Annotated in this window: 23 protein-coding genes and 1 pseudogene; 10 read left to right on the top strand and 14 right to left on the bottom strand. The window is 70.3% G+C overall.

Annotated features, from left to right (window positions below; translation table 11 throughout):
* Positions 1–373 precede the first annotated feature (373 nt).
* Positions 374–1,276, top strand: a complete 903-nt coding sequence (locus ACFYO5_RS26210; RefSeq protein WP_356560992.1) for a D-alanyl-D-alanine carboxypeptidase — start codon at positions 374–376, stop codon at positions 1,274–1,276.
* 83 nt (positions 1,277–1,359) lie between these two features.
* Here ACFYO5_RS26210 and ACFYO5_RS26205 read toward each other — a convergent pair whose 3' ends face one another.
* The gene (locus ACFYO5_RS26205) at positions 1,360–2,184 is read right to left on the bottom strand and encodes a maleylpyruvate isomerase family mycothiol-dependent enzyme (protein WP_356560990.1); all 825 of its coding nucleotides are present in this window, start codon (positions 2,182–2,184) and stop codon (positions 1,360–1,362) included.
* Between the two features lie 217 nt (positions 2,185–2,401).
* On the opposite strand from ACFYO5_RS26205, the gene ACFYO5_RS26200 reads away from it, so the two are divergent.
* On the top strand, positions 2,402–3,199 hold the full coding sequence (locus ACFYO5_RS26200) for a carbon-nitrogen family hydrolase (RefSeq protein WP_356560988.1): 798 nt from the start codon (positions 2,402–2,404) through the stop codon (positions 3,197–3,199).
* Between the two features lie 14 nt (positions 3,200–3,213).
* Here the strand turns inward: ACFYO5_RS26200 and ACFYO5_RS26195 are convergent, their stop codons facing one another.
* The 4 genes from ACFYO5_RS26195 to ACFYO5_RS26180 all read right to left on the bottom strand — a co-directional run bounded on the left by ACFYO5_RS26195 (position 3,214) and on the right by ACFYO5_RS26180 (position 8,176).
* A complete protein-coding gene (locus tag ACFYO5_RS26195; protein ID WP_356560986.1) occupies positions 3,214–3,708 on the bottom strand; it encodes an LURP-one-related family protein in 495 nt (164 codons plus the stop codon).
* Between the two features lie 692 nt (positions 3,709–4,400).
* Positions 4,401–4,652, bottom strand: coding sequence for a DUF6458 family protein (locus tag ACFYO5_RS26190; RefSeq protein ID WP_356560984.1), 252 nt, complete (start codon positions 4,650–4,652; stop codon positions 4,401–4,403).
* A gap of 102 nt (positions 4,653–4,754) precedes the next feature.
* A complete protein-coding gene (locus ACFYO5_RS26185) occupies positions 4,755–6,053 on the bottom strand; it encodes a M18 family aminopeptidase (RefSeq protein ID WP_356560982.1) in 1,299 nt (432 codons plus the stop codon).
* 281 nt (positions 6,054–6,334) lie between these two features.
* Positions 6,335–8,176 carry an acyl-CoA dehydrogenase gene (locus ACFYO5_RS26180; RefSeq protein WP_388713047.1) on the bottom strand — a complete coding sequence of 614 codons (1,842 nt, stop codon included), beginning with the start codon at positions 8,174–8,176 and terminating at the stop codon, positions 6,335–6,337.
* Positions 8,177–8,355: 179 nt separating this feature from the next.
* On the opposite strand from ACFYO5_RS26180, the gene ACFYO5_RS26175 reads away from it, so the two are divergent.
* Together ACFYO5_RS26175 and ACFYO5_RS26170 are read left to right on the top strand one after the other, a co-directional pair.
* Positions 8,356–8,829: an SseB family protein gene (locus ACFYO5_RS26175; protein WP_356560978.1), complete on the top strand. Its 474-nt coding sequence runs from the start codon at positions 8,356–8,358 to the stop codon at positions 8,827–8,829.
* Between the two features lie 117 nt (positions 8,830–8,946).
* A complete protein-coding gene (locus ACFYO5_RS26170; protein WP_356560976.1) occupies positions 8,947–9,924 on the top strand; it encodes a pirin family protein in 978 nt (325 codons plus the stop codon).
* 83 nt (positions 9,925–10,007) lie between these two features.
* Here the strand turns inward: ACFYO5_RS26170 and ACFYO5_RS26165 are convergent, their stop codons facing one another.
* The gene (locus ACFYO5_RS26165; RefSeq protein WP_388713042.1) at positions 10,008–10,961 is read right to left on the bottom strand and encodes a Bro-N domain-containing protein; all 954 of its coding nucleotides are present in this window, start codon (positions 10,959–10,961) and stop codon (positions 10,008–10,010) included.
* Between the two features lie 184 nt (positions 10,962–11,145).
* Between ACFYO5_RS26165 and ACFYO5_RS26160 the strand changes: the two genes are divergently transcribed.
* Positions 11,146–12,270 (top strand): AI-2E family transporter, encoded by a 1,125-nt coding sequence (locus ACFYO5_RS26160; protein WP_388713678.1) that lies wholly within the window; start codon positions 11,146–11,148, stop codon positions 12,268–12,270.
* Here the strand turns inward: ACFYO5_RS26160 and ACFYO5_RS26155 are convergent.
* The gene (locus ACFYO5_RS26155; RefSeq protein WP_388713039.1) at positions 12,162–14,378 is read right to left on the bottom strand and encodes a SpoIIE family protein phosphatase; all 2,217 of its coding nucleotides are present in this window, start codon (positions 14,376–14,378) and stop codon (positions 12,162–12,164) included. The two genes, ACFYO5_RS26160 and ACFYO5_RS26155, sit on opposite strands and share 109 nt — an antisense overlap.
* A gap of 144 nt (positions 14,379–14,522) precedes the next feature.
* On the opposite strand from ACFYO5_RS26155, the gene aspS reads away from it, so the two are divergent.
* Together aspS and ACFYO5_RS26145 are read left to right on the top strand one after the other, a co-directional pair.
* Positions 14,523–16,286 (top strand): aspartate--tRNA ligase, encoded by a 1,764-nt coding sequence (gene aspS / locus ACFYO5_RS26150; protein WP_356560970.1) that lies wholly within the window; start codon positions 14,523–14,525, stop codon positions 16,284–16,286.
* Between the two features lie 177 nt (positions 16,287–16,463).
* The gene (locus tag ACFYO5_RS26145) at positions 16,464–16,862 is read left to right on the top strand and encodes a hypothetical protein (RefSeq protein WP_388713035.1); all 399 of its coding nucleotides are present in this window, start codon (positions 16,464–16,466) and stop codon (positions 16,860–16,862) included.
* Between the two features lie 73 nt (positions 16,863–16,935).
* Here ACFYO5_RS26145 and ACFYO5_RS26140 read toward each other — a convergent pair.
* A pseudogene (locus tag ACFYO5_RS26140) lies at positions 16,936–17,007 on the bottom strand (hypothetical protein); the annotation flags it as partial.
* Positions 17,008–17,344: 337 nt separating this feature from the next.
* Here ACFYO5_RS26140 and ACFYO5_RS26135 point away from each other — a divergent pair.
* On the top strand, positions 17,345–18,688 hold the full coding sequence (locus tag ACFYO5_RS26135) for a polysaccharide lyase family 1 protein (protein ID WP_388713032.1): 1,344 nt from the start codon (positions 17,345–17,347) through the stop codon (positions 18,686–18,688).
* A gap of 220 nt (positions 18,689–18,908) precedes the next feature.
* On the opposite strand, the gene ACFYO5_RS26130 is transcribed toward ACFYO5_RS26135, so the two are convergent.
* The 4 genes from ACFYO5_RS26130 to ACFYO5_RS26115 all read right to left on the bottom strand — a co-directional run bounded on the left by ACFYO5_RS26130 (position 18,909) and on the right by ACFYO5_RS26115 (position 21,276).
* Positions 18,909–19,166, bottom strand: a complete 258-nt coding sequence (locus ACFYO5_RS26130) for a hypothetical protein (protein ID WP_356560966.1) — start codon at positions 19,164–19,166, stop codon at positions 18,909–18,911.
* Positions 19,163–19,510: a hypothetical protein gene (locus ACFYO5_RS26125; protein WP_356560964.1), complete on the bottom strand. Its 348-nt coding sequence runs from the start codon at positions 19,508–19,510 to the stop codon at positions 19,163–19,165. Before ACFYO5_RS26125 ends, ACFYO5_RS26130 begins: the two co-directional genes overlap by 4 nt.
* A gap of 89 nt (positions 19,511–19,599) precedes the next feature.
* Positions 19,600–20,547 (bottom strand): helix-turn-helix domain-containing protein, encoded by a 948-nt coding sequence (locus tag ACFYO5_RS26120; protein ID WP_388713029.1) that lies wholly within the window; start codon positions 20,545–20,547, stop codon positions 19,600–19,602.
* 297 nt (positions 20,548–20,844) lie between these two features.
* Complete coding sequence (locus ACFYO5_RS26115) at positions 20,845–21,276, bottom strand: ATP-binding protein (RefSeq protein ID WP_388713026.1); 432 nt, start codon at positions 21,274–21,276, stop codon at positions 20,845–20,847.
* A 154-nt stretch (positions 21,277–21,430) separates the two neighbouring features.
* Between ACFYO5_RS26115 and ACFYO5_RS26110 the strand changes: the two genes are divergently transcribed.
* Entirely contained in the window at positions 21,431–22,306 is an 876-nt protein-coding gene (locus tag ACFYO5_RS26110; RefSeq protein ID WP_388713023.1) for a helix-turn-helix domain-containing protein, read from the top strand.
* A complete protein-coding gene (locus ACFYO5_RS26105; RefSeq protein ID WP_388713020.1) occupies positions 22,303–22,512 on the top strand; it encodes a DUF397 domain-containing protein in 210 nt (69 codons plus the stop codon). The genes ACFYO5_RS26110 and ACFYO5_RS26105 overlap by 4 nt, the downstream gene beginning before the upstream one ends.
* A gap of 87 nt (positions 22,513–22,599) precedes the next feature.
* Here ACFYO5_RS26105 and ACFYO5_RS26100 read toward each other — a convergent pair whose 3' ends face one another.
* Positions 22,600–22,965: a PH domain-containing protein gene (locus ACFYO5_RS26100; RefSeq protein WP_356561202.1), complete on the bottom strand. Its 366-nt coding sequence runs from the start codon at positions 22,963–22,965 to the stop codon at positions 22,600–22,602.
* A gap of 89 nt (positions 22,966–23,054) precedes the next feature.
* Positions 23,055–23,537 (bottom strand): hypothetical protein, encoded by a 483-nt coding sequence (locus ACFYO5_RS26095; protein WP_388713017.1) that lies wholly within the window; start codon positions 23,535–23,537, stop codon positions 23,055–23,057.
* Positions 23,538–23,592: the final 55 nt, after the last annotated feature.

Below are 23,592 nucleotides of genomic sequence, written 5' to 3'. Positions count from 1 at the left end.
GCCGCCCGGGGAGCCGGACGGGGAGTCGGACCGGGGCCGGGTGGAGGCTGCACGGGGAGTCGGACCGGGGCCGGACGGGAGCCGCGCGGGGAGCCGGACGGGGAGGCGGACCAGGCCGGGCGGAGGCTTTGCGGGGAGCCGGGCGGGGAGCCGGACCGGGGCCGGACGGATCCCGCCCGGAGAGCCGGAGGAGGGGTCTGGCCCAGGCCGGACGAGGAGGCGGGTGGGGAGTCGGACCGGCGGTCCGAAAATACTTCGCAGCGGGCGCACAACCATCTGTGCTACTTACGTGTCACACACATGCGGCCCCTTCTACTTTCCCCTTCAACTCGGCCGCACCGCAGGGGCATTCGACGTAATCGGGGTATTTCAGTTGATAACCGCCACCAAGGGCTTCCGTGTTCGCAGGGCCGCAGCCGTCGCCGTCACGGCCGGCGCGATGCTCTCCACGGGAGTTCTCTTCGCGGCACCCGCGCAGGCTGTCACGGTGCCCACGATCACCGCCAAGAGCGGCTTCGTGATGAACAGCGCCACGGGCGCGTCCCTCTACGCGAAGGGCGCCGACACCAGGAGGCTCACCGCCTCCACGACGAAGATCATGACCGCCAAGGTGGTGCTGTCGCAGGCGAACCTCAACCTGGACGCCAAGGTCACCATCCAGAAGGCGTACAGCGACTACATCATCGCCAACAACTACGCCTCCAACGCCAAGCTGATCGTCGGTGACAAGGTCACCGTCCGACAGCTGCTCTACGGGTTGATGCTCCCGTCGGGCTGCGACGCCGCGTACGCACTCGCCGACAAGTTCGGCACCGGCACCACCCGTGCCGCGCGGGTGAAGTCGTTCATCGGCAAGATGAACACCACGGCCAAGGCCCTCGGCATGAAGAACACGCACTTCGACTCGTTCGACGGCATCAGCAAGGGCTCCAACTACTCGTCGGCGCGCGACCTGACGCTGCTCGGCCGCAGCGCGATGAAGAGTGCCACCTTCCGCGGCGTGGTCAAGGCCAAGTCGTACACGGCGAGGACGATCACGAAGACCGGCGCCGCGCGCACGATGGCGCCGTGGACCAACACCAACACCCTGCTCGGGTGGAACGGCACGCTCGGCATCAAGACCGGCTCCGGCACCGAGGCCAAGTACTGCCTCGTCTTCGCCGCCACGCTGAACGGCGAGTCGGTGGTCGGCGCCGTCATGACGTCGCCCTCGGCGGCCAACCGCACCGCGGACGTGCAGAAGCTCATCAAGTACGGCTACGCGAAGATCAGCTGACGCCGCCGCACACGCACCAGGGCGAGCCCGCCGCGATCACCGCGGCGGGCTCGCCCGTTCCCGTACCTGCCCGCGTCACCGGGTCACCGCGTCACCGCGAAGTTCCGCAGGATCGCCGCCGTCAGTTCCGGCTCGCCCTCGGCCTTCACCCGGTCGGCCACCGCCTCCGGCGTGACCCGGCCGCAGGCCAGGCGGACGTACGTCTCCCAGTCGAGGGAGAAGGAGGCGGCGGGGCCGAGCGCGGGAGCCGTCTCCAGGGTGCCGCGGCCCTGGATGTCGACGCGGATCGTGCGCAGGAACTCGATGGGCCCGTGGATGTCGAAGACGATCGCGGAGCTGCGCGGAGCGTCGGCCTTCTCGGCGACGACGGCCGGGAGCGCGTCGAGCAGCACGTCGCGGGCGACGTGGGCGCCGGGGGAGTCCAGGTTGCCGGGGCGGCCGAGGGCGGTCCGCAGGTCCTGCTCGTGCACCCACACCGCGAACGCGTGGTTGCGCATCGACTCCTCGAGGGTCAGCTCGGTGCCGAGAGGGCCGCGGACCAGGGTGTCGGGCTGACGTGTCTCGTTCCGCAGCTGGCGGTTGCGGCGGATGATCGAGAGTTCCAGCTCTGAGGTCATCTCCGGCGCCGTGTGGTGGCGGCGGACGTCCACCTGCATCTCCATGTAACGCTGGAAGTCGGTGGTGACGTGGAAGAGGTCGCGCGGCAGCGTGTGGATGGGGCGCGGGTCGCCGTACATCTCGCTGTCCAGACCGATGACGTGCGAGACGAGGTCGCGGACCGACCATCCCGGGCACGGCGTGCGCCTGTTCCACTCACCCTCGACAAGCGGCTGCACCAGCTCGGATATCGCTTCGATGGAGTGGGTCCAGGCGTCGGCGTAGGGCTGGAGGGTGGGATGCAGACTCACGGAACGGGACCCCTCGGCGGTCGGTACACGGGTAGGTGATGGCGGCGTTGCCAGCGGGAGGTGGCTCTCGGCGGGTGTCTTGGCACTCCCCCAGTTCTCGGCTGCGCTCGAGGCTGGGGGGATCCCCAAGTTACGCTGCTGTGAGGCACCCCGGCAGTGCTTTCGTGTGACGATCGTAGGCCCGTGTGAACGGCTCGAATGCCAGGACGGTGGTAGTGTGCGCGCCTCTCTGATCCAGATCGCCGTAGACGAGGGCGAATCGGTCGAATCGCGGCGGGGGCGGGTCGCGTCTCTCGTACGGGATCAGGCCGGTGTCGCCGATCTGGTGGTCCTGCCCGAACTGTGGACGACCGGTGCCTTCGCCTATGAGGAGTTCGCCGCCGAGGCCGAACCGCTGCGGGGTCCGACGCACGAGGCGATGGCCAAGGCCGCGACCGACGCGGGCGTCTGGCTGCACGCGGGCTCGATCCCCGAGCGGGACCCCGACGGCACGCTCTACAACACCTCGCTCGTCTTCTCCCCCTCCGGTGAGCCGACGGCCGCCTACCGCAAGATCCACCGCTTCGGCTTCGACAAGGGCGAGGCCGTGCTGATGGGCGCGGGCCGCTCCCTGGTGACGGTGCGTCTGCCCGGTACGACCCTGGGACTGGCCACCTGTTACGACCTCCGTTTCCCCGAACTCTTCCGCGGTCTCGTCGACGCCGGCGCCGAGACCCTGGTCGTCTCCGCCGGTTGGCCGGAGCGCCGACGGGCGCACTGGACGCTGCTGGCTCAGGCGCGGGCGGTGGAGAACCAGGCGTTCGTGCTCGCCTGTGGAACGGCCGGGACACACGCCGGAGTTCCGCAGGCCGGTCACTCGATCGTGGTCGATCCGTGGGGTGAGGTGCTGGCCGAGGCCGGACCGGGCGAGGAGGTCCTCACCGTGGAGTTCGACCCGGCGCGGGTGCCGACGACGCGCGAGCAGTTCCCGGCCCTCAAGGACCGGGTCCTGGGGCTCGACCCGCCACGCCGCTGATACCCGCGCGCCCCTCAGTCCTCCCGCTCCTTCTCCGCCAGGTGGATCACGCACACCGCGATCGCGATGAGGAGTGCCGGATCGGCGTCGTCCCGGACCACGTCGACGCCGTACGTCTCGCGCACGTGCAGCCAGCGGCGGGAGACGACGGCGAGCAGCTCACCGTCGTACTCGACGGCGAACTCCCGGTCGAGGATCTTGCCGCTGACGTCCAGCACGGTGCGGCCGTCCGCGAGGGAGACGCGGTAGTGGTTGCGCAGCAGGGACAGCCGCTTGCGGCGGATGGTGGCCAAGGGCTCGCCGTCCCGTTCGATCACCATCGTGTCGCGCAGCGCGAACATCTTCTGGTGGATGTCGATCAGGACCCGCCCACGGGTGTCCTTCAGCTCGAAGGTGTCCCGGAGCCGGATGGCCTTTCCGTCGACCAGGAAGACCTTGTTGCCCTGGTCGTCCTCGATCCAGTAGTCGTCGCCGAAGCCGAGGATGCGGTCGCGCACGAGGAATCTCATGGTTCTACGGCTTCCCCGCCGGGCCGCGCGGAACGCCGGCACTAGCCCGACGGGCCGAGTGCCGTACCCCGGTGGCACCCGCGGTCGAGCCGTGGAGCGGTACGCGAGGAGTGGTACGGCGTGGGCTTTGCGGTGCTGGACGATCCGGAGCCGGCCACCTGGAAGCGGTACGCCGTGCGGGGGTGGCCGACGCCGGTGGTGGCCGGCCCGAAGGGGCAGAGGGCCGCGCGGCAGGCGGGTGAGGGGCATGTGCACGCCGCACCCGGCGACGCCGTCCGCGCCGGGTGGCCTGCGGCTGAGGGTGATCCCCCGGGCGCCGCCCGGTCAGAGGCCCTGCACCCGGTACGGCCCCTCCGCCCGCCGGTCCCCGCGACCCCGCCCGAGCCGCTGCTCGCCGCCGAGGGCGCGGGCAGGCGCCCGGCACGCACGCCGGAGTCGGACCCGGCCGTGCCGGCCGGGGTGTCGCACGTGCCCGCGATGGCCGCGTCCGGGCGATGGCCGCGTCCGCGCGACGGCCCCGTCCCGCGACGACGACCTGTCCTCAAGCACCTGTCCGTAAGAGAAGCGGGGAAGAACCCCGGCACGCCGTGTCCGTCAATCCGACCGGGGTGTCGCGGTGCTGCTCGCCGAGAGCGGCGCCGATCGCCTGCCGTCGGTGCCGGCGGGCTCGGACGCCTGATCCCGGGGAGCGGTCACACGCCGTACCCGTCGCCGTATCCGTCACGGCGGTGCTGCCGTTCGGTCTCCACCACGGTCGTCGAGGCCGGGGGAACCATCACGCGGCGACGCCTGGCGATGCTGCTGAAGGTCGTCACGCCGATCAGGCCGACGATCATCAGGATGACGCCGACCAGGTCGAGGTTGACGCCCTGCATGTGCCAGTCCGTAGCGAACGTGAGGATGGCTCCCACGGCGATGAGGATGATGCACCCGCCGAGGCCCATGAGTGTCGCCTCCCTGCTCGGTGTGCCGGCCGTTCCGGTCACCGGAATCGGGTACCCCGGCGGGCAACTACCATGCGGGAGCGCTCCTTTGCGGGCGGGTGGCTAGCCCTCCAGGAACGCCACCAACGCGTTGGCCAGCAGGTACGGGTCGTCGGCGCCGCTCAACTCCCGTGCGCTGTGCATCGACAGGATGGCCACGCCGATGTCGACGGTGCGGATGCCGTGCCGGGCCGCGGTGATCGGGCCGATGGTGGTGCCGCACGGCATGGAGTTGTTGGAGACGAACGACTGGAAGGGCACGCCCGCCTTCTCGCACGCGGCGGCGAAGACGGCCCGCCCCGAACCGTCCGTGGCGTACCGGTTGTTGACGTTGACCTTGAGGATCGGGCCGCCGTTCACCCGCGGGTGGTGCGTCGGGTCGTGCCGCTCCGCGTAGTTGGGGTGGACCGCGTGCCCGGTGTCCGAGGAGAGGCAGACGGTACCCGCGAGGGCTCTCGCCCGGTCCTCGTACGATCCTCCGCGCGCGAACACCGAACGCTCCAGCACCGTGCCGAGCAGCGGTCCGTCGGCGCCGGTGTCCGACTGGGAGCCGTTCTCCTCGTGGTCGAAGGCGGCGAGCACGGGGATGTACGGCAGGTCCGCGCCGCTCGTCGCGACGGCCGCCAGCGCCGCCGTACCGGCGTGCACGGACAGCAGGTTGTCCATGCGCGGGCCGGCCAGCAGCTCCTCGTCGCGGCCCAGGTAGGCGGGCGGTTCGACGGGGTGCACCATCAGGTCCCAGCCGGCCACCTCGCCCGCGGCCAGTCCGGACTCCTCCTCCAGGAAGGCGATCAGGTCGCCGTCGCGGACATCGCCGCCCAGGCCCCAGATGGGCTGGATGTGGCGCTGCTTGTCCAGCTTGAGGCCGTCGGTGTTGACCGCCCGGTCCAGGTGGATGGCGAGCTGCGGCACCCGCAGCAGCGGCCGGCCGATGTCGACGAGGCGGGTCGAGCCGTCGCGCAGGGTGAGGCGGCCGGCGAGGCCCAGGTCGCGGTCGAGCCAGGAGTTGAGCAGCGGCCCGCCGTAGATCTCCACGGCGACCTGGCGCCAGCCGTGCGCACCGGTGTCGGGCAGCGGCTTGACGCGGAGGTTGGGCGAGTCGGTGTGCGCGCCGACGATCCGGAAGGGGGTGTGGGGCGTGGCGCCCTCGGGGACGAACCAGGCCACGATGGCGCCCCCGCGCAGCACGTACTTCCCGCCGCTCGTCCCCTCCCAGGCGTCCGTCTCGGCGACCTGGCGGAACCCGGCCTTCTCCAGCCGCTCGGCGGCGGTCGCCACGGCGTGGTACGGCGACGGGCTCGCCGTCAGGAAGGACATGAGGTCGTCGGTGTGGCCGCGGTCGAAGCGGGAGGGTGCGCTCATGGGGTTCACCTTAACGACGTACGAGGGCCCGCTCCCGGCGATCGGGAGCGGGCCCTCGTAAGGACGGTGTGGAGGTCGGTGGGGGTGACCGGATGTGTCCTGGAACGCGGCTTCGGAGGGACCGTGAAGCTGTTTCGGACGGTTCCGGACACGGCCTCGGTCATGTCCGGAACACGGCCTCGGTCATGTCCGGAACACCGCCGCGGCCGTGTCCGGAGCGCGCCGGCCCGGCTGTGTCCGGACCGCCTCGGCCGTGTCCGTAATGCCGTCTCGGCCGGGTCCTAGAACGCGGCCTCGTCCAGCTCCATCAGGTCCAGCTCGACACCGGTGGCGATCTTGCGGGCCAGCGTGACGCCGGGCAGGACGTTGGCCGCGAAGAACTTCGCCGCGACGATCTTGCCGGTGTAGAAGGCCACGTCCTTGGCGGACAGGGCCTTGGTGGAGGCCGTCTCCAGCTTCTCGGCGGCCACGGCGGCACCGCGCAGCAGCAGGTAGCCGACGACCACGTCACCGGAGGCCATCAGCAGGCGGGTCGTGTTGAGACCCACCTTGTAGATGTTCTTGACGTCCTGCTCGGTGGCCGCGAGGTCGGTCAGCATCAGGCCGACGATGGCCTCCAGCTCGACGGCCGCCTTGGCCAGGTGCTCGCGGGCGCCCGCCAGCTCCTCGCCGCCGGTGCCGAGCGCCAGGAACTTCTTGATGTCCTCGGCGAGGGAGTTCAGCGCGGCGCCCTGGTTGCGGACGATCTTCCGGAAGAAGAAGTCCTGGCCCTGGATCGCGGTGGTGCCCTCGTACAGGGTGTCGATCTTGGCGTCGCGGATGTACTGCTCGATCGGGTACTCCTGGAGGAACCCGGAGCCGCCGAAGGTCTGGAGCGACTGGGCGAGCTGCTCGTAGCCCTTCTCGGAGCCGTAGCCCTTGACGATGGGCAGGAGCAGGTCGTTCATGGCCTCCAGCGCGGTGGCGTCCTCGCCGGCCGCCTCCTTGACCTGGATCTCGTCCTGGATCGCGGCGGTGTGCAGCACGAGCGCGCGCATGCCCTCGGCGTACGCCTTCTGCGTCATGAGCGAGCGGCGGACGTCGGGGTGGTGCGTGATGGTGACCTTGGGCGCGGTCTTGTCCATGAAGTTCGCCAGGTCGGGGCCCTGGACGCGCTCCTTGGCGTACTCCAGCGCGTTCAGGTAGCCCGTTGAGAGCGTGGAGATGGCCTTCGTGCCGACCATCATGCGGGCGAACTCGATGATCCGGAACATCTGGCGGATGCCGTCGTGCTTGTCGCCGATCAGCCAGCCCTTGGCGGGGTGGCGGTCGCCGAAGGTCATCTCGCAGGTGTTGGACGCCTTGAGGCCCATCTTGTGCTCGACGTTGGTGGCGTAGACGCCGTTGCGCTCGCCCAGTTCGCCGGTCTCGAAGTCGAACTCGTACTTCGGGACGAGGAAGAGGGACAGGCCCTTGGTGCCGGGGCCGGCGCCCTCGGGGCGGGCGAGGACGTAGTGGAGGATGTTCTCCGACATGTCGTGCTCGCCGGACGTGATGAAGCGCTTCACGCCCTCGATGTGCCAGGAGCCGTCCTCCTGCTGGACCGCCTTGGTGCGGCCGGCGCCGACGTCCGAGCCGGCGTCCGGCTCGGTGAGGACCATGGTGGAGCCCCACTGCCTGTCGACGGCGATCTTCGCGATGTGCTTCTGGACCTCGTTGCCCTCTTCGAAGAGGATGCCCGCGAAGGCGGGACCGGAGGAGTACATCCAGACGGCCGGGTTGGCGCCGAGCACGAGCTCCGCGTAGGCCCAGATCAGGGAGCGGGGCGTGGTGGTGCCGCCGATCTCCTCGGGCAGGCCGAGCCGCCAGTACTCGGAGTCCATGAAGGCCTGGTAGCTCTTCTTGAAGGAGGCGGGGACCGGCGCCGTGTTCGTCTCCGGGTCGAAGACCGGCGGGTTGCGGTCGGCGTCCGCGAAGGACTCCGCCAGCTCGTTCTCCGAGAGGCGGGTCAGCTCCTCGAGGATGCTTTTCGCGGTCTCGGTGTCCATCTCCTCGAAGGGGCCGGTGCCGTACAGCTTGTCGCGCCCGAGTACTTCGAAGAGGTTGAACTCGATGTCGCGGAGATTCGACTTGTAGTGCCCCATGGCGACTGCGCTCCGTAGAGAGAGATCGGGCGAGGCACTTGATCCTCGCGCTAGTTCACGTACCAACGAGTAGCTCCGATGATGCTACCCGCCGGTAATAAGACGCAACCCCAACTCGGCCAAGTGTGAGAAGGGTCTACCCACCGACCGCGGGACCGCCTCTCGGTACGCTTGCGCCCATGTACGGCTACGACCAGAACGTTGGCGCCCAGCAGCAGTACGCCCAGCCGCAGCAGCAGATGCCCGGCGGCCTGGGCGGATACGGTCAGCAGCCGCCTCTGTACCCCGAGCCGTCCCCGCCCTCGCTGGCGGACGCGGTGCGCGCCTTCACCACCGGGCAGCTGGCCGCCGAGGACTTCCAGCAGGTCTTCGCCACCTCCAAGGTCTACTGCCCACGAGGTGACAACCCCGGATTCCTCGCCCTGCACAACACCCAGCAGCCGGTGATCCCGATGTTCACCACGCTCAAGGAGCTGCGGCGGTACGCGGGCAAGGAGTCCAAGTACTTCGTCATCACCGGAGCCGAGGTGCTCGACCTGCTGCCCACCGGTTACGGCTTCGTCCTCGACATGGAGGGTGAGCACCGGATGGTCTTCGACGCGAAGGCGGTCGAACAGATGGTCGACTTCGCGATGCGCAGGATGTACGGCTGACCCAGTGCAACGGTCGCGGGCCCGGAGGGAATGTCCTCCGGGTCCTCGTCGTTCTGGGTGGCAGAAAGTTCAATGCTCAACTAAACTCGAACGTACGCCGCCCAAGGAGGTACGGACATGCCCGCAGTGACCGTCGAGAACCCGTTGACCCTGCCCCGAGTGGCCGCACAGGCCGACGCCGTGGCACGTCCCGTGCTCACCGTCACGACCGCGCCCAGCGGCTTCGAGGGCGAGGGCTTCCCGGTCCGCCGAGCGTTCGCGGGGATCAACTACCGCCACCTCGACCCGTTCATCATGATGGACCAGATGGGCGAGGTGGAGTACGCGCCGGGCGAGCCGAAGGGCACCCCGTGGCACCCGCACCGCGGCTTCGAGACCGTCACCTACATCATCGACGGGATCTTCGACCACCAGGACAGCCAGGGCGGCGGCGGCACCATCACCAACGGCGACACCCAGTGGATGACGGCGGGCAGTGGCCTGCTGCACATCGAGGCGCCGCCGGAGCAGCTGGTCATGTCCGGCGGTCTCTTCCACGGTCTCCAGCTGTGGGTGAACCTGCCGGCCAGGGACAAGATGATGGCCCCGCGCTACCAGGACATCCGCGGCGGCAACGTCCAGCTCCTCGCCTCCCCCGACGGCGGCGCGCTCCTGCGCGTCATCGCCGGAGAGCTGGACGGCCACGCCGGGCCCGGCATCACGCACACCCCGATCACGATGATCCACGCCACGCTGGCGCCCGGTGCGGAGATCACCCTGCCGTGGCGCGAGGACTTCAACGGCCTCGCGTACGTCATGGCGGGCAAGGGCACGGTCGGGGCGGAGCGCCGTCCGATCCACCTCGGCCAGACGGCCGTCTTCGGCGCCGGTTCCTCGCTCACCGTCCGCGCGGACGAGAAGCAGGACGCGCACACGCCGGACCTGGAGGTCGTGCTGCTGGGCGGACAGCCCATCCGTGAGCCCATGGCCCACTACGGTCCCTTCGTCATGAACACGCGTGAGGAACTCCAGCAGGCGTTCGACGACTTCCAGAAGGGACGCCTGGGCACCGTTCCGGCGGTCCACGGAATGTCCGAGGGCGGCCCGCGGACCTGAGACCCCGCTGACGTACGAGCCGAGACGGGCCCGAAACCGCGACCTTGTTCGCCGGCTTCGGGCCCGTCCTCTCAGGGCCACCCCTACGGCAGTACGTAGACGGGCGCCCCGTCCATGGCACAGCCCGTCTGCCGCATGCACCCCCGCTTGAGCAGTGTGCGCAGGCAGTCGTGGACCCGGGCGACGGAGAGCCCCGTACGCGTGGCGATGTCCTCCATGCGGTAGCTGGCCTCGCCCCGAACGAGCGCGGGCGCCAGGTAGGCCGCCACGGCGTGGATGTCCTCGGTGAAGACGAGGTTCTTGGCCTTCCAGACGGCGAGCAGCTGCTGGGGCGTCAGCTCCGGCTCGGGGTGACGTCCCTTGAGGACCTGCGCGATCTCCTGGAGCGCCTCGGCGATCAGGCCTTGGCTGCGAGCGATCGAGGCCTGGTTGCGAGCGATGGAGGTCTGGCTGCGGCTGATCTGTCGCAGGGCATCGGTGTGCTGCTCCTGGGCGGCCGCCAGCATCTCGTCGGCCTCGATGTTGCGCACTTCCAGTCGCACGATCGCGTCGGCGACCTGCTGGGGCATGACGTACGCCGTGCCGCCGGTGGGGGCGGCGGGTTGCACGGGCGCCGGTTCCAGGGAGTAGGAGCCGTCGCGCTGAACGGTGGCGATGACTTCGCAGACCCAGGCCTTGAAGGGTTGGGACTCCTCTTTCGTGCAGGCGTTGACCAACCGGATGAGTCCTGGCAGGTTCACCAGATTCATGTCTCGACGCCACTCCCGACCTGCGGGAATGTCGAGAGTGTGCTTCAGGAGCACACTCTCGACGCTGGCGAAATTGGTCGTGTCGGCGATGTTCCGGAGAGCCGAGCCCACATGTGAGTAGCCCAGGTTCCTGCACACGTCGACGGCCGGGAACCAGTGGGTCCCGTCCGGCATGGTCAACCTCCGCACCCGCGCGCCCGTCGCCGCGTACACGAAGTCACTGATCTCGATCGCGTCCTGCTGTCCTGTCGCCGTCCGGTCCGACGGCATGTCGTTCTGCTCGTACATCGAGCACCACCTCCACCTCGGAAGATAGGCAGCCGGAGGTGCAACTGATGTGCGGAGCAAGCTTGTTCACCCTTTGGTGGGTGATGCATCGATTCTGCTCGGCGCCGGGCCGGATGACGGGCCGTCACCCGGCCGGCCGTCCGGGCAGGACAGCCCATGGGGGACGTGGTCCGCTGGACGCGTGCTGTCGTCGCTCCCCGTCCCCGTCCGCCGTCTCGCCGCCTGGTGCGTGGTGATCCTGCTGGTTTCGGGGGTCGTGTACGTCGGGATCCGGCTCTGCGCCGAACTCCGTACGGCCGTCGTGCCGGTGTTGCTGGCGCTGCTGGGAACGGCGTTGCTGGGGCCGTTCCACCGGCGGCTGGTCAAGGCGGGGGTCAACCGGTCGGTGGCCGCGGGGGTCACCTGCGTGGTCGTTCTCGCGGTGGTCGGTGGGGCCGTGTACATCGTGGTCGCCGCGCTCGTGGACAGCGGGGACGAGATCGTCGCCTCCTTGAAGGAAGCGGCGCGGGGACTCACCGAGCATTTCGGGGCGGCGGGGACCTCACTGGACGACGTCGCCTCCAACGCGCGGGAGCTGCTGACGAAGTTCGGCGGGACGGCCGCCTCCGGGGTGATCAGCGGGGTGAGCGTGGTGGGCGAGAGCATCGCCATGGCCGTACTGGCGCTGCTGCTCGTCTTCTTCTTCCTGCGGGACTCCGACCGGACCGTGGCCACGCTGCGGGCGCTCGCTCCGAACGGGACCGCGGACGGGCTGGAGGCCATGGCGCGGCGGGCGTTCCGGGCCGTCGAGGGGTTCATGCGGGGCACGTCGCTGATCGCGTTCATCGACGCCCTGTGCATCACCGTCGGACTGCTCGTCCTCGATGTGCCCGGCGCGGTGGGGCTGGGGGCGCTCGTGTTCGTCGGCGCGTACATCCCGTATCTCGGCGCGTTCGTCTCGGGGGCCGTCGCCGTGCTGGTGGCGCTGGCCGACCGGGGGTTCGTGATCGCGCTGTGGGCGCTCGGCGTGGTGCTGGCCGTGCAGGTGCTGGAGGGGCATGTGCTCCAGCCGATGATCCAGAGCCGGACCGTGCAGATGCATCCGGCGGTGGTGATGCTCGCGATCACGGCGGGCGCGTCGGTCGCCGGGATCCTCGGCATGCTGCTCGCCGTGCCGCTGACGGCGGCGGCGTTCGGGGTGCTGCACGAGCTGCGGCAGCGCTACGCCGCACCCGGCTCCGGCTCCGACTCCGGCCCGGCCCCGGACCCCGCCGCACCGGGAGGCTCGCCGGACTCCGGGGCCTCGCCGCCGCACTCCGCCGGTTCGTGAAGTTCGAACCAGATCGTCTTGCCCTCGCCGCGCGGGGCCACCCCCCACTCGTCGGCGAGCAGCTCGGTCAGGACCAGGCCCCGGCCGGACGAGGCCAGCTCGCCGGGCCGGCGTTTGTGCGGCAGGGAGTCGCTGGTGTCGGTGACCTCGATCCGCATCCGGCGTTCGCCGGGGCCGCCGGACACCTCGGCCACCAGCAGCGCGTCGTCGTCGGTGTGCACCAGGACGTTCGTCAGCATCTCGGAGACCAACAGGACGGCCGAGTCGACCTGGTCGTCGCTGGGCCAGTCGTGCAACAGCTCGCGCAGCTGCGCGCGGGCCTCGGCGATGCGCTCGGGCTCCGCCTGCGCGATCGTCAGCATGGAGCGCCGTCCCGACGTACGGGCCGGTGCGGTGGCGCCGAGGCCGCCGCAGTCCGCGCCGCCGTGGCGGCAGACGAGCAGGAGGGCGATGTCGTCCTCGCGGCGGTCGGCCAGTGGGCCGGTGGTGTGGTGCGAGGACGGCCCGTGCACCGCCTGCACCAGCGCGTCCGCCAGCTCCTCCAGGCCGCCCTCGTGCGTCTCCAGGGTCTTGCGCACCCGCCGCCAGCCGGTGTCGAGGTCGTGTCCGCCGGTCTCCAGCAGCCCGTCGGTGCACAGCATGAGGGCCTCGCCGGGTTCCAGGGCGAGGCGCGTGGTGGGGTAGTCGGAGTCCGGGTCGATGCCGAGGGGCAGTCCGCCGGCCGTGGCGTGGACGAGGACGGTGCCGTCGGCCATCCGGATCGCCGGGTCGAGGTGCCCGGCGCGGGCGGCCTCCAGGACGCCGGTGACGGGGTCGACCTCGATGTAGAGGCAGGTCGCGAAGCGCAGGTCGGCGTGGGCGTTGGCGTCCTCGGTGTGGGTGAGGCCGTACAGGAAGCGGGAGGCGCGGGAGAGGACGGCGTCGGGGCCGTGACCCTCGGCGGCGTACGCCCGCAGCGCGATGCGGAGCTGGCCCATGAGGCCCGCGGCCCGCACGTCGTGGCCCTGTACGTCCCCGATGACCAGCGCGAACCGTTTGTTGGGCAGCGGGATCATGTCGTACCAGTCGCCGCCGACCTGGAGCCCGCCGCCGGTCGGTATGTAGCGGGCGGTGAGGGTCATGCCGGGGATCTCGGGGCCGAGCGTGGGCAGCATGGAGCGCTGGAGCCCGTCCGTCAGCTCGCGCTGGGTCTCGGCGGCGCCGGCCCGGGTCAGGGCCTGGGCGAGCATGCGGGCCACGGTGGTGAGCACGGACCGCTCGTCGGGGGTGAACGCGACGGGGTAGGCGAAGCCGGCCATCCAGGCGCCCATGGTGCGTCCGGCCACCGTCAGCGGCAGGAACGCCCAGGAATGACGGCCGAACTGCGAGGCGAGGGGCCAGGTGAGGGGATAGCGGGACCGGTACTGCTCGGGCGAGGCGATGTAGACGGCCTTTCCGGTGCGGACGACCTCCGCCGCCGGATAGTCCGTCTGGAGCGACATCTGGGTGAAGGGTCCCTCGTCGCCGGGCTGGTGTCCGTGGTGGCCGATGATCGTCAGGCGGTCGCCCTCCACGCCGAACACGGCGAGCCCGTCCGGTGAGAAGCCCGGCATCGACAGGCCGGCCGCGACCCGCAGCACCTCCTCCGTGGACCGGGCCTCCGCCAGCGCCCGGCCCGCGTCCAGCAGGAACGCCTCACGGGAGCGCCGCCAGTCGCCGGTGACGGCGCTGCGGCCCGCCGGGGTGCCCGGCGAGGGCTCGGTGACCTCCTGGAGGGTGCCGATCAGCTCGTACGCCTTCTTGACCGGGTCGAACGACGGCTTGGAGCGGCTGCGGACGACCCGGACGATCCGCCCCCGTTCGTCCATGATCCGGATGCGTACCTCGGCGAGGGTGCCCTCGGCGACGGCCAGCTGGACCACGCCGGTGATCTCGTTCCAGTCGACGGGGTGCAGCCGGGCCCGGGTCTGGGCCTCCGTGAGGACGGCTCCCTCGCTGGGCAGTCCGAGTAGCCGGGCCGCCTCGGCATCGACCGTGACCAGCCCGGTGGCGGTGTCCCAGTGCCAGATGCCGGTCGCGAGGGATGCCAGGACCTCCCCCACGGCGGGCAGAGGCTCGCCAGTGCGCATTGCCCCACTTTAAGAACAGGTAATCGAAGAGTGCCACTGATCGCCGGGCCCATAAGGGTGGGAGCCGATCATGGGGCGCCCGGTACCCTGGGGGTTGTTTCACGTGAAACACGCCCCCGATCCGCGAAGACTGGATGAACGACGATGCATCGGTACAGGTCCCACACCTGCGGCGAGCTCCGCGCCTCTGACGTCGGCACCGACGTCCGGCTGAGCGGCTGGCTGCACAATCGGCGCGACCTGGGCGGCATCCTCTTCATCGATCTGCGCGACCACTACGGCATCACGCAGCTCGTCGCCCGTCCCGGCACGCCCGCGTACGAGGCCCTCGACAAGCTGACCAAGGAGTCGACGGTCCGCGTCGACGGCAAGGTCGTCTCCCGCGGCAGCGAGAACGTGAACGCGGACCTGCCCACCGGTGAGGTCGAGGTCGAGGTCGGCGAGGTCGAGCTGCTCGGCGCCGCCCAGCCGCTGCCCTTCACGATCAACGCCGAGGACGGGGTCAACGAGGAGCGGCGCCTGGAGTACCGCTTCCTCGACCTGCGCCGCGAGCGCATGCACCGCAACATCATGCTGCGCACGGCGGTCATCTCGGCGATCCGCCACAAGATGGTGACGCTCGGCTTCAACGAGATGGCGACCCCGATCCTGACCGCGACCTCCCCCGAGGGCGCGCGCGACTTCGTGGTTCCCTCGCGCCTCCACCCGGGCCGCTTCTACGCCCTTCCGCAGGCCCCGCAGCAGTTCAAGCAGCTGCTGATGATCTCCGGCTTCGACCGCTACTTCCAGATCGCCCCCTGCTTCCGCGACGAGGACGCCCGCGCGGACCGTTCGCCGGGCGAGTTCTACCAGCTCGACGTCGAGATGAGCTTCGTCGAGCAGGAGGACGTCTTCCAGCCGATCGAGAAGCTCATGACGGAGCTGTTCACGGAGTTCGGCGGAGGCCGCGAGGTCACCTCGCCGTTCCCGCGGATCCCGTTCCGCGAGTCGATGCTGAAGTACGGCTCCGACAAGCCGGACCTGCGCGCCCAGCTGGAACTGGTCGACATCACCGACATCTTCGAGGGCTCGGAGTTCAAGGCCTTCGCCGGCAAGCACGTGCGCGCACTGCCGGTGCCGGACGTTGCCGCGCAGCCCCGCAAGTTCTTCGACCAGCTCGGTGACTACGCCGTCTCGCAGGGCGCGAAGGGCCTGGCCTGGGTCCGCGTCGCCGAGGACGGCTCGCTCTCCGGCCCGATCGCGAAGTTCCTCACCGAGGACAACGTGGCCGAGCTGACCAAGCGGCTCTCGCTGGCCGCCGGTCACGCCGTGTTCTTCGGCGCGGGGGAGTTCGACGAGGTCTCCAAGATCATGGGCGCGGTGCGTGTCGAGGCCGCCAAGCGGTCCGGGCACTTCGAGGAGAACGTCTTCCGGTTCTGCTGGATCGTCGACTTCCCGATGTACGAGAAGGACGAGGAGACGGGGAGGATCGACTTCTCGCACAACCCGTTCTCGATGCCGCAGGGCGGCATGGACGCCCTGGAGAACCAGGACCCGCTGTCCATCCTGGCCTGGCAGTACGACATCGTCTGCAACGGCGTCGAGCTGTCCTCCGGAGCCATCCGGAACCACGAGCCGGACATCATGCTCAAGGCCTTCAACATCGCGGGCTATGACAACGAGACCGTGGAGCGCGAGTTCGCCGGCATGCTGCGGGCGCTCCGCTTCGGCGCCCCGCCGCACGGTGGCATCGCCCCCGGCGTCGACCGCATCGTCATGCTCCTCGCGGACGAGCCGAACATCCGCGAGACGATCGCCTTCCCGCTCAACGGCAACGCCCAGGACCTCATGATGGGCGCGCCGACGGAGCTGGAGGAGACGCGGCTGCGTGAGCTGCACCTGACGGTGCGCAAGCCGCAGCCGAAGTAACCGGTGACACGAGTGGCCCGGAACCGATGTCGGTTCCGGGCCACTGTCGCGTTTGCAGGCCCGGCCGCGTTCAGGGCGGTCTCATCGGCGTCCCACAGGCACCACCGGGGCCCGTCCACAGCGGGGCGGCGTCTCATGGGAGGCGCGGGGTCGGTGGGGCGAGGGAGGAAGCCAGGCATGGGGTTCATGGGCGTGTGGTCGGTGCTGCTGTTCATCGGCGCGGTCGGTGGGGTGGTCGGTGGGGTGGCCGCCCGGCGTCGCTCCCGGCGGGACCGGACCCCGTCCGGCCTGGACGCGGAGGCCGAGGCCAACCACTGGCTCGTCCGGCTCGGCGGAGGCCTGGTCCCGCCGGACGTGCGCACCTGGGCGGGGGCCGGTGAGGACACGGCACGGGCGCTGACCAGCGCGGCGGACTGCCATCGCGAGGCACGGGCACGGCTGGCCACGGCGCGTACGGCGGCGGAGTACGCGGAGGTGACGCGGTCGGCGAGGGAAGGGCTGGACCATCTGCGCAGAGCGCGGGCGGGGCTCGGCAGGGAGACGGCGTCGGCGTCGGCGTCACCGGCGGCGGGATGAAGGCGGGCGGTGACGTGGACCGCCGGTGAAGCCGGCGAAGACCCCGACGACGCAGGAGTGGCGGTTCTCCCCCGGCCGCGCCGACGGCGAGTTCCGGCCTACCGTCCCCGCTCACGTCCGCGACGGCTCCCGACGGCTCCCTGATGGCTCCCCGGCTGGTATCCCGACGGCTCCCCGGCGGATCCTGACGCCTCCCCGGCGGACCGCTGACGGGCTCCCCGGCGGATCGCCGACGGGTTCCCTGACGGTTGCCCTGCGGGTCCCCTGCGGTTGCCCTGCGGGTCCCCGGCGGGTCCCCGGCGGGTCCCCGCGGGGACGCTCGTGCGCTCGCGGAGCGAAGTCCGCAGGAATGGGGCGAAACGTGAAGGTGTGTGAGCGCGTGGTGGAGGTCGCCGGAAAAAAGGGCTCGCGACGCGGCAACTCTTCATCCCACGGCGACCACTGACAGGGCGTAACCCCGCTCCCCCCTGTAAGGATCCCCCGTGGCAGCTCCCTCCCACCGCCGGTCCCTCCGCTCGCGCCGTGCCGTCGTCGTCTGCGCCGCCGTGGTGGCCGCGGGTGTCGGCGCCGGTGTCGTCGTGATGAACGCCAACGCCGGGACCGTCGACCTGTACCACCAGACGCTCGCCGCCAAGGACGGCTGGGCGGCCTCCGGTACGGGCACCACCGGTGGCACGAAGGCCGACGCCGCTCACACCTTCACCGTCTCCACCCGCGCCCAGCTCGTGAAGGCGCTCGGTTCCGCGACCGACACCACGCCCCGGATCATCAAGGTCACGGGCACCATCGACGCCAACACCGACGACGCGGGCGCGAAGCTGACCTGCGCCGACTACGCGGCCGGTACCGGCTACTCGCTGTCGGCCTACCTCAAGGCCTACGACCCGGCCACCTACGGCCGCTCCCAGCTGCCCTCCGGCACCCAGGAGAAGGCGCGCGCCGCCGCCCAGTCGAAGCAGGCCAAGAACATCGTCTTCAAGGTTCCCGCCAACACGACGATCGTGGGTGTCCCCGGCACGAACGCGGGCCTCACCGGCGCCATGCTCCAGGTGCAGAACGTGGACAACGTCATCGTCCGCAACCTGAACTTCGCCGCCACCGAGGACTGCTTCCCGCAGTGGGACCCGACCGACGGCGACGACGGCAACTGGAACTCCAACTACGACTCGGTCACCCTGCGCGGCGCGACCCATGTGTGGGCGGACCACAACACCTTCACCGACGCGCCCCACCTGGACAGCGTCAACCCGAAGTACTACGGCCGCGAGTACCAGATCCACGACGGCGCCCTCGACATCACCAAGGGCTCCGACCTGGTGACCGTCTCGCGCAACCAGTTCACCAACCACGACAAGACGATGCTGATCGGCAGCAGCGACACCGACAGCGTCGGCAAGCTGCGCGTCTCCATCCACCACAACGTGTGGAAGGGCATCGTGCAGCGCGCCCCGCTGGCCCGCATCGGCCAGATCCACATCTACAACAACTACTACGACGTCACGACCCTCAACGGCTACGCGCCGCAGTACAGCATCAACTCCCGCGCCAAGGCCCAGGTCGTCGCGGAGAACAACCACTGGAAGCTCCCGTCCGGCGCGAAGGCCGCCAAGCTCCTCAGCGGCGACGGCACCGGCTCGGTCAAGGGCTCCGGCAACCTCGTCAACGGCACGGTGACCGACCTCGTCGCCGCCTACAACGCCGCGTCCTCCAAGGACCTGAAGACCACGGTCAACTGGACGCCGACCCTGACGGCGGGCCTGGAGACGTCGGCGAAGGACCTGCCGACGTCACTGGCCACGACGACGGGCGCGGGCGTGCTCAAGTAGCACCCCCGTCGCGCGGGGCCCGGGAGGCATGCCGCCTTCCGGGCCCTCGCGCGTCAACCACCGTCGGCCGCGGCTTCCAAGGCCACCGAAACCTGGCGGCCAGGGCCGGAGGTGGCGATGTCAGGGGGTCTGGAACCCCGTGGCACGGGCGTGAGGATGCGCCGGGTGGAGGCGTTCGCGGTGTTCCAGGCGTAGACGGACGGGCGGCTCGCTGCGGCCTTCAGTACCCCAGGTAAGTGATCTGGACGACGTAGACACGTTCGCTGCGTACGACGACCTGGTATCTGAACATGCCGCCGGGGACGATGACGTCGCCCCCCTTCGGGTCGAAGCCCTTGTGGGCCCTGCCGTGAAGGTGGAGGGCTTCGGCGGCTCTGACCAGTTCGTCGGCCTTCCGTTCCACACCAGCGAGGAAGTCGACGGGTGCGGTGCCGGCGGTTTCCTCCGCACCGAAGGCGTACTCCCACTTCCAGCTCAACCGCGCACTGCCTTCATGCCTTCGTCCAGGACCGCGCTCAGCTCCCGCAGTGCCTCCTGAGCGATGGCGGGATTCTCGTGCTCCAGCCTGCTCCGTGCCCGTGCGAAACGGGAGGACAAGTCGGGGCGCCGGGCGATCTCGATGTCCCGGGCCCAGGTGAGAACCCAGCTCCGCACGGGGCTGAGGGACTGCCACTCCACGGCCTTGGCGAAGGCGTCGTCCTTCGTGGCCTGCATCTCGTCCAGGCGGCCCGGATCGACGACGGCGAGAGCCGTGCGCAGGGCGTCAGGAGTCTGCTCGGGACGCGGGATCAGCTCGTGTCCGTGATCGGCCTGAGTGCTCATGGTGTCCTCCACAGGGTGCCCCGACCAGGGTATCCAGACGGGGCTGCGGAGGAGCCGGACCGGGAGCTGGGCGGGCCGCGAGCGGCCTGTCACGGTCGGCCCTGATCGGCGGGGGAGGGCTCGCCGATACCCGCATCGGGGGCACCGGAACCATCGTCCGCCGACCCGCACCCCTGGCAGTGGTGTGGGTCGGGGCCTCGGTAGCCGAGGTCGCAGGTGTCGCAGACGCGCAGGGGGTGCCGGACCGGCGGTGGTGGCTCGGGGGCGCGGTACGGCGGGAGGGGCGGGAGTTTGGCCGTCAGGCGGTGGGCCAGGAAGGCGGCGGGCCGGATCAGGGGCTCCAGGGGCAGGTCGCCGGCCAGGGCCTTGCGTACGGCGGTGGGGGTGAGGTCGCGCTCCAGCCAGGCGGCGGCGCCGGGGGCGAGGTGCTCGGCCTCGGTGGCGGTGAGGAGCAGGCGGGGGTCCTCGCGGCGGAGTCCGGCGAGGACGTCGGTGGCCGCCCGGAGGAGGTCGGGGGAGGTGCAGGAGGGTTTCGGTACGGCGGGGAGGGCGCGGCGGCGTGCGGGTTCCCGCTGCGGGGCGGTGGTCGCGCGGCGGGCCGCGGGCTTCGGTGACTCGCCCGTTCCCGACGTGGCGTCGCGTCGGCCGGGCTGGTTGCAGGAGACGGTGCGGGTGACGATGCGGCCGGCCGGGGTGCGTTCGCGGGTGCGGCGCAGGTAGCCGTGGGCTTCGAGTTCGCGCAGGGCGGCGGCGATCCGGGTCGGGCCCTCGGGGAAGCGGGCGGCCAGGGTCTTGATGTCGATGGGGGCGCCGGTCGGGAGGGACTGGATGTGGCAGGCCAGTCCGATCGCCAGGAGCGACAGGTCCGGGTGCTGGGCCAGGTGGTTGCCGATCACCGTGAAGCGGGTGGCGTGACGGGTGTTGTCGTGGGTGACGCCGCCGGGGTGCCCCTTCGCGTGGGCGTGCCGGTAGGGGTGGTTTTTCCCGCTGTTACGGGACTGGGCGTGCGGGCGCACGCTAGGGTTTTCGGTGTCCATCGGGAAGCCGTTTACTTCCTTGGTGGTCAGGCCCTCGCATCGGGATTGCCGTCCCGGCGAGGGCCGTTGCATGTCTGGGGTCGTTGTGCCGTGTCGTGCTGCGCTGAGCGTAGGGCAGGCAACCCGTCACAAATCCAGTTCAGTTGGTGATGTTCACTCGGGAGAGTGAGCGTGCGCCGTGGGCGGGAGGGGTGGGGCTTGGTGCGGTTTCTTTCCCTCCCGTGTTCCTTGGGGAAGACAGCCGACGGAACCGGAACACACGCGGCCGGGTCCCGGTGCCTGTGCCGTTTCCGCTGGTCAGGCCGGCGGGAGGTCGAGTTCTGCCCATACGGTCTTGCGGGGGGCCGGCCCGAGCGCGACGCCCCAGCGGTCGGCGAGAGCCTCGACCAGGAGGAGGCCGCGTCCGGACTCGGCGTCGGGGGCGGGTGGGCGTCGGCGCGGGAGGTCGTCACCGCGGGTGTCCGTGACCTCGATGCGGAGGGTCCCGCCGCGGGCCAGGAGGACGAGGCGGAAGTCACGTCCGGGGAGCCGGCCGTGGGTGGCGGCGTTCGCGGCGAGTTCGGCGACGAGCTGTTCGGCGGCCTCGGCGACGCGGTGGGGCAGGTCGCGGGTGCGCATCCAGTCCGTGGCGAGGAGCCGGGCGAGGCGCGCACCGCGGGGCGTGGGTGACAGGAGCACGCCGAAGTGGTCGGTGGATGGGAGGAGTTGGGTGGACTTTTCGCTGTTCACGCGACCGAGCGTGGCCGCGCGCGCTTACCGTGAACAGTGACTGCGCTGATACGTAGGGTGACTGTCCGGAGCTTGTCGGCCCTTGTCCGGACCGTCGGTAACGGGCCCGCGGGTAAGGGCGTCACGGCACGGCGGTACGACAGAGGGGTGCGGTATGTCGGTGGACGGCGAGGCGGTACGGCTCCGGACCGAGGCGGACGAGCCGGGGTGGGAGGTGGACCCGGACGACGAGTGGGGCGTGGCCGTACTCGCCACGGTGGGCAGGCAGTTGCGGCTGCGGCGGGAGTCGGTGGGGATGCGGGCCGCCGACTTCGCGGTGGCGGTCGGGTACGGGGAGGACCTGGTCTACAAGGTCGAGGGCGGGAAGCGGATCCCCCGGCAGGAGTACCTGGACAAGGCCGACGAGGTGCTCGGCGCGGGCGGACTCCTCGCGGCGGCCTGGGAGGACGTGAAGAAGGTCCGGTATCCGAAGAAGGTTCGAGAGCTGGGGAAGCTGGAGGGCAAGGCGGTCGAGATCGCGCTGTACGAGTGCCACGTCGTGCCTGGGCTGTTGCAGACGCCGGAACACGCGCGATCGGTGATCGGGGCGGCGCAGCCGCCCTACTCGCCGGACGATGTGGAACGCATGGTGGCCGCTCGCTTGGCCCGGCAGTCGGTCTTCGAGCGCTCACCCGCGCCGGCGCTCAGTTTCGTCCTCGAAGAGGGGGTCTTGCGGCGCCCCATCGGGGGCAGAATGGTGTGGCGTCAGCAGCTTGAACGTCTGCTGGAAGTGGGGCGGGCGCACAATGTCGTGCTTCAGGTGATGCCGATGGACTGCGACACCCACTCCGGCCTGGACGGCCGGATCGAGCTGCTGAAGTTTCCGGACGGTACGGCCGTGGGGCGCTCCGACGGTGCGTTCAACGGCCGGACGATCTCCGAACTCAAACATCTGCGCATCCTTGAGCTGCGGTATGGCACCATCCGGGCTCAGGCGCTCTCACCACGGGAGTCACTGGCCTTCGTCGAGCAACTGCTGGGAGAGACATGATCCGCAAGACCACTGCCGGGGACCTTTCCGAGCTGGCGTGGTTCAAGAGCAGCTACAGCGGTGGCAATGACGGCAACTCCTGCGTCGAGCTTGCCCTCACTCCCGGCACCGTGCACGTCCGCGACTCCAAGAACACCGACGGCCCCCGGTTGGCGCTCGCGCCCACTGCGTGGGCGGACTTCGTGGCGTACGCCTCGGAACGCTGACTCGGCAACGGCACACGCCCCGCACCTGGTGGTCACCGGGGACGGGGCGCGTCGGCCTGCGGCGGCAGCAGCCGTCGGGCGGCACCGCTACTGCGTGACGAACTGCGTGAGGATCGCCTGGACCTCGTAGATGTCCACGCCCTTGGTGAACGTCTTCTGGATCGGCGTGGGCGTGCCCGACACCCAGATCTTCAGTTCGGCGTCGAGGTCGAAGGTGCCGGCGGTCTCGACCGCGAAGTGGGTGATGCTGCGGTACGGGACGGAGTGGTACTCCACCTTCTTCCCGGTGATCCCCTGCTTGTCGACCAGCAGCAGCCGCCGGTCGGTGAACAGGATCGTGTCGCGGATCAGCAGGTACGCGGCATGCACGCGCTCGCCCTGCCCGAGCAGCCGCGCGTAGTCCTGCTGGGCCGTCCCCGAGTCGATCGTGTGCGCGTTGCCGAACAGCGCCATGAGATCCCCCACTGGTTGTCATCGGTGTCGCTGTGGGGGACGCCGTCGCGATGCCGGCAGTTGCGTGGCCGCGTCGTGCGGGTGGCCCGTCAGGTGTCGTACGTGCCGTCCCACGGGGCGCCGAAGCCCAGCTGATCCGGGTACAGCTCCGCCCAGTCCTCGTCGTCCTCCTCGTCCTTGCGGATCACGAGCCCGAACAGGACGTTCTCGTAGGTGAGTTGGAAGGGGTGGACGGCGATGTCCGTGTAGGAGCGCCGGGGCAGGCTGCGCAGGAGGGTGGCCAGCCGGGCGCGGGCGCGGTGGAGGACCGAGTCGTCGCCGTGCGGGTTGCTCTGCTGCTGCGCCCAGGTGCCGGCGCACCAGATGTCCGAGTTCCGGTAGCGGCCCTCGGCATCGAAGGTGTGCAGCACGGTGTAGAGGCGTTTGTGCTCTTCCCAGCCGTCGTCGAGACGGAAGCCCTGCGGGAACGCGTACGTGACCGATGCGAGGAACTGACCGTCCGCGTACCGACCGATGGACTCGGTGCGGTGCTTCGGCTCGTAGGCGATCGGGATGACCTCGGGGACTGCCATGGCGGAAACCATACGGCTTGGCGAGAACATGCCGAAGCCGGGGCCCCGTGCGGGG

The organism is Streptomyces sp. NPDC006259 (genome assembly GCF_042870975.1).
GTDB lineage: Bacteria > Actinomycetota > Actinomycetes > Streptomycetales > Streptomycetaceae > Streptomyces.
Note: the sequence above shows the minus strand (reverse complement) of the source record. Positions and strands in the feature narration are given on the sequence as shown.

Coding starts and splice junctions, on each gene's coding strand:
- ACFYO5_RS26195 (WP_356560986.1), bottom strand. CDS start 3,708: ATGAGATTCCTCGTGCGCGACCGCATCCTCGGCTTCGGCGACGACTAC.
- ACFYO5_RS26190 (WP_356560984.1), bottom strand. CDS start 4,652: ATGGGCCTCGGCGGGTGCATCATCCTCATCGCCGTGGGAGCCATCCTC.
- ACFYO5_RS26185 (WP_356560982.1), bottom strand. CDS start 6,053: ATGAGCGCACCCTCCCGCTTCGACCGCGGCCACACCGACGACCTCATG.
- ACFYO5_RS26180 (WP_388713047.1), bottom strand. CDS start 8,176: ATGGGGCACTACAAGTCGAATCTCCGCGACATCGAGTTCAACCTCTTC.
- ACFYO5_RS26175 (WP_356560978.1), top strand. CDS start 8,356: ATGTACGGCTACGACCAGAACGTTGGCGCCCAGCAGCAGTACGCCCAG.
- ACFYO5_RS26170 (WP_356560976.1), top strand. CDS start 8,947: ATGCCCGCAGTGACCGTCGAGAACCCGTTGACCCTGCCCCGAGTGGCC.
- ACFYO5_RS26165 (WP_388713042.1), bottom strand. CDS start 10,961: ATGTACGAGCAGAACGACATGCCGTCGGACCGGACGGCGACAGGACAG.
- ACFYO5_RS26155 (WP_388713039.1), bottom strand. CDS start 14,378: ATGCGCACTGGCGAGCCTCTGCCCGCCGTGGGGGAGGTCCTGGCATCC.
- aspS (WP_356560970.1), top strand. CDS start 14,523: ATGCATCGGTACAGGTCCCACACCTGCGGCGAGCTCCGCGCCTCTGAC.
- ACFYO5_RS26145 (WP_388713035.1), top strand. CDS start 16,464: ATGGGGTTCATGGGCGTGTGGTCGGTGCTGCTGTTCATCGGCGCGGTC.
- ACFYO5_RS26125 (WP_356560964.1), bottom strand. CDS start 19,510: ATGAGCACTCAGGCCGATCACGGACACGAGCTGATCCCGCGTCCCGAG.
- ACFYO5_RS26120 (WP_388713029.1), bottom strand. CDS start 20,547: ATGGACACCGAAAACCCTAGCGTGCGCCCGCACGCCCAGTCCCGTAAC.
- ACFYO5_RS26110 (WP_388713023.1), top strand. CDS start 21,431: ATGTCGGTGGACGGCGAGGCGGTACGGCTCCGGACCGAGGCGGACGAG.
- ACFYO5_RS26105 (WP_388713020.1), top strand. CDS start 22,303: ATGATCCGCAAGACCACTGCCGGGGACCTTTCCGAGCTGGCGTGGTTC.
- ACFYO5_RS26100 (WP_356561202.1), bottom strand. CDS start 22,965: ATGGCGCTGTTCGGCAACGCGCACACGATCGACTCGGGGACGGCCCAG.
- ACFYO5_RS26095 (WP_388713017.1), bottom strand. CDS start 23,537: ATGGCAGTCCCCGAGGTCATCCCGATCGCCTACGAGCCGAAGCACCGC.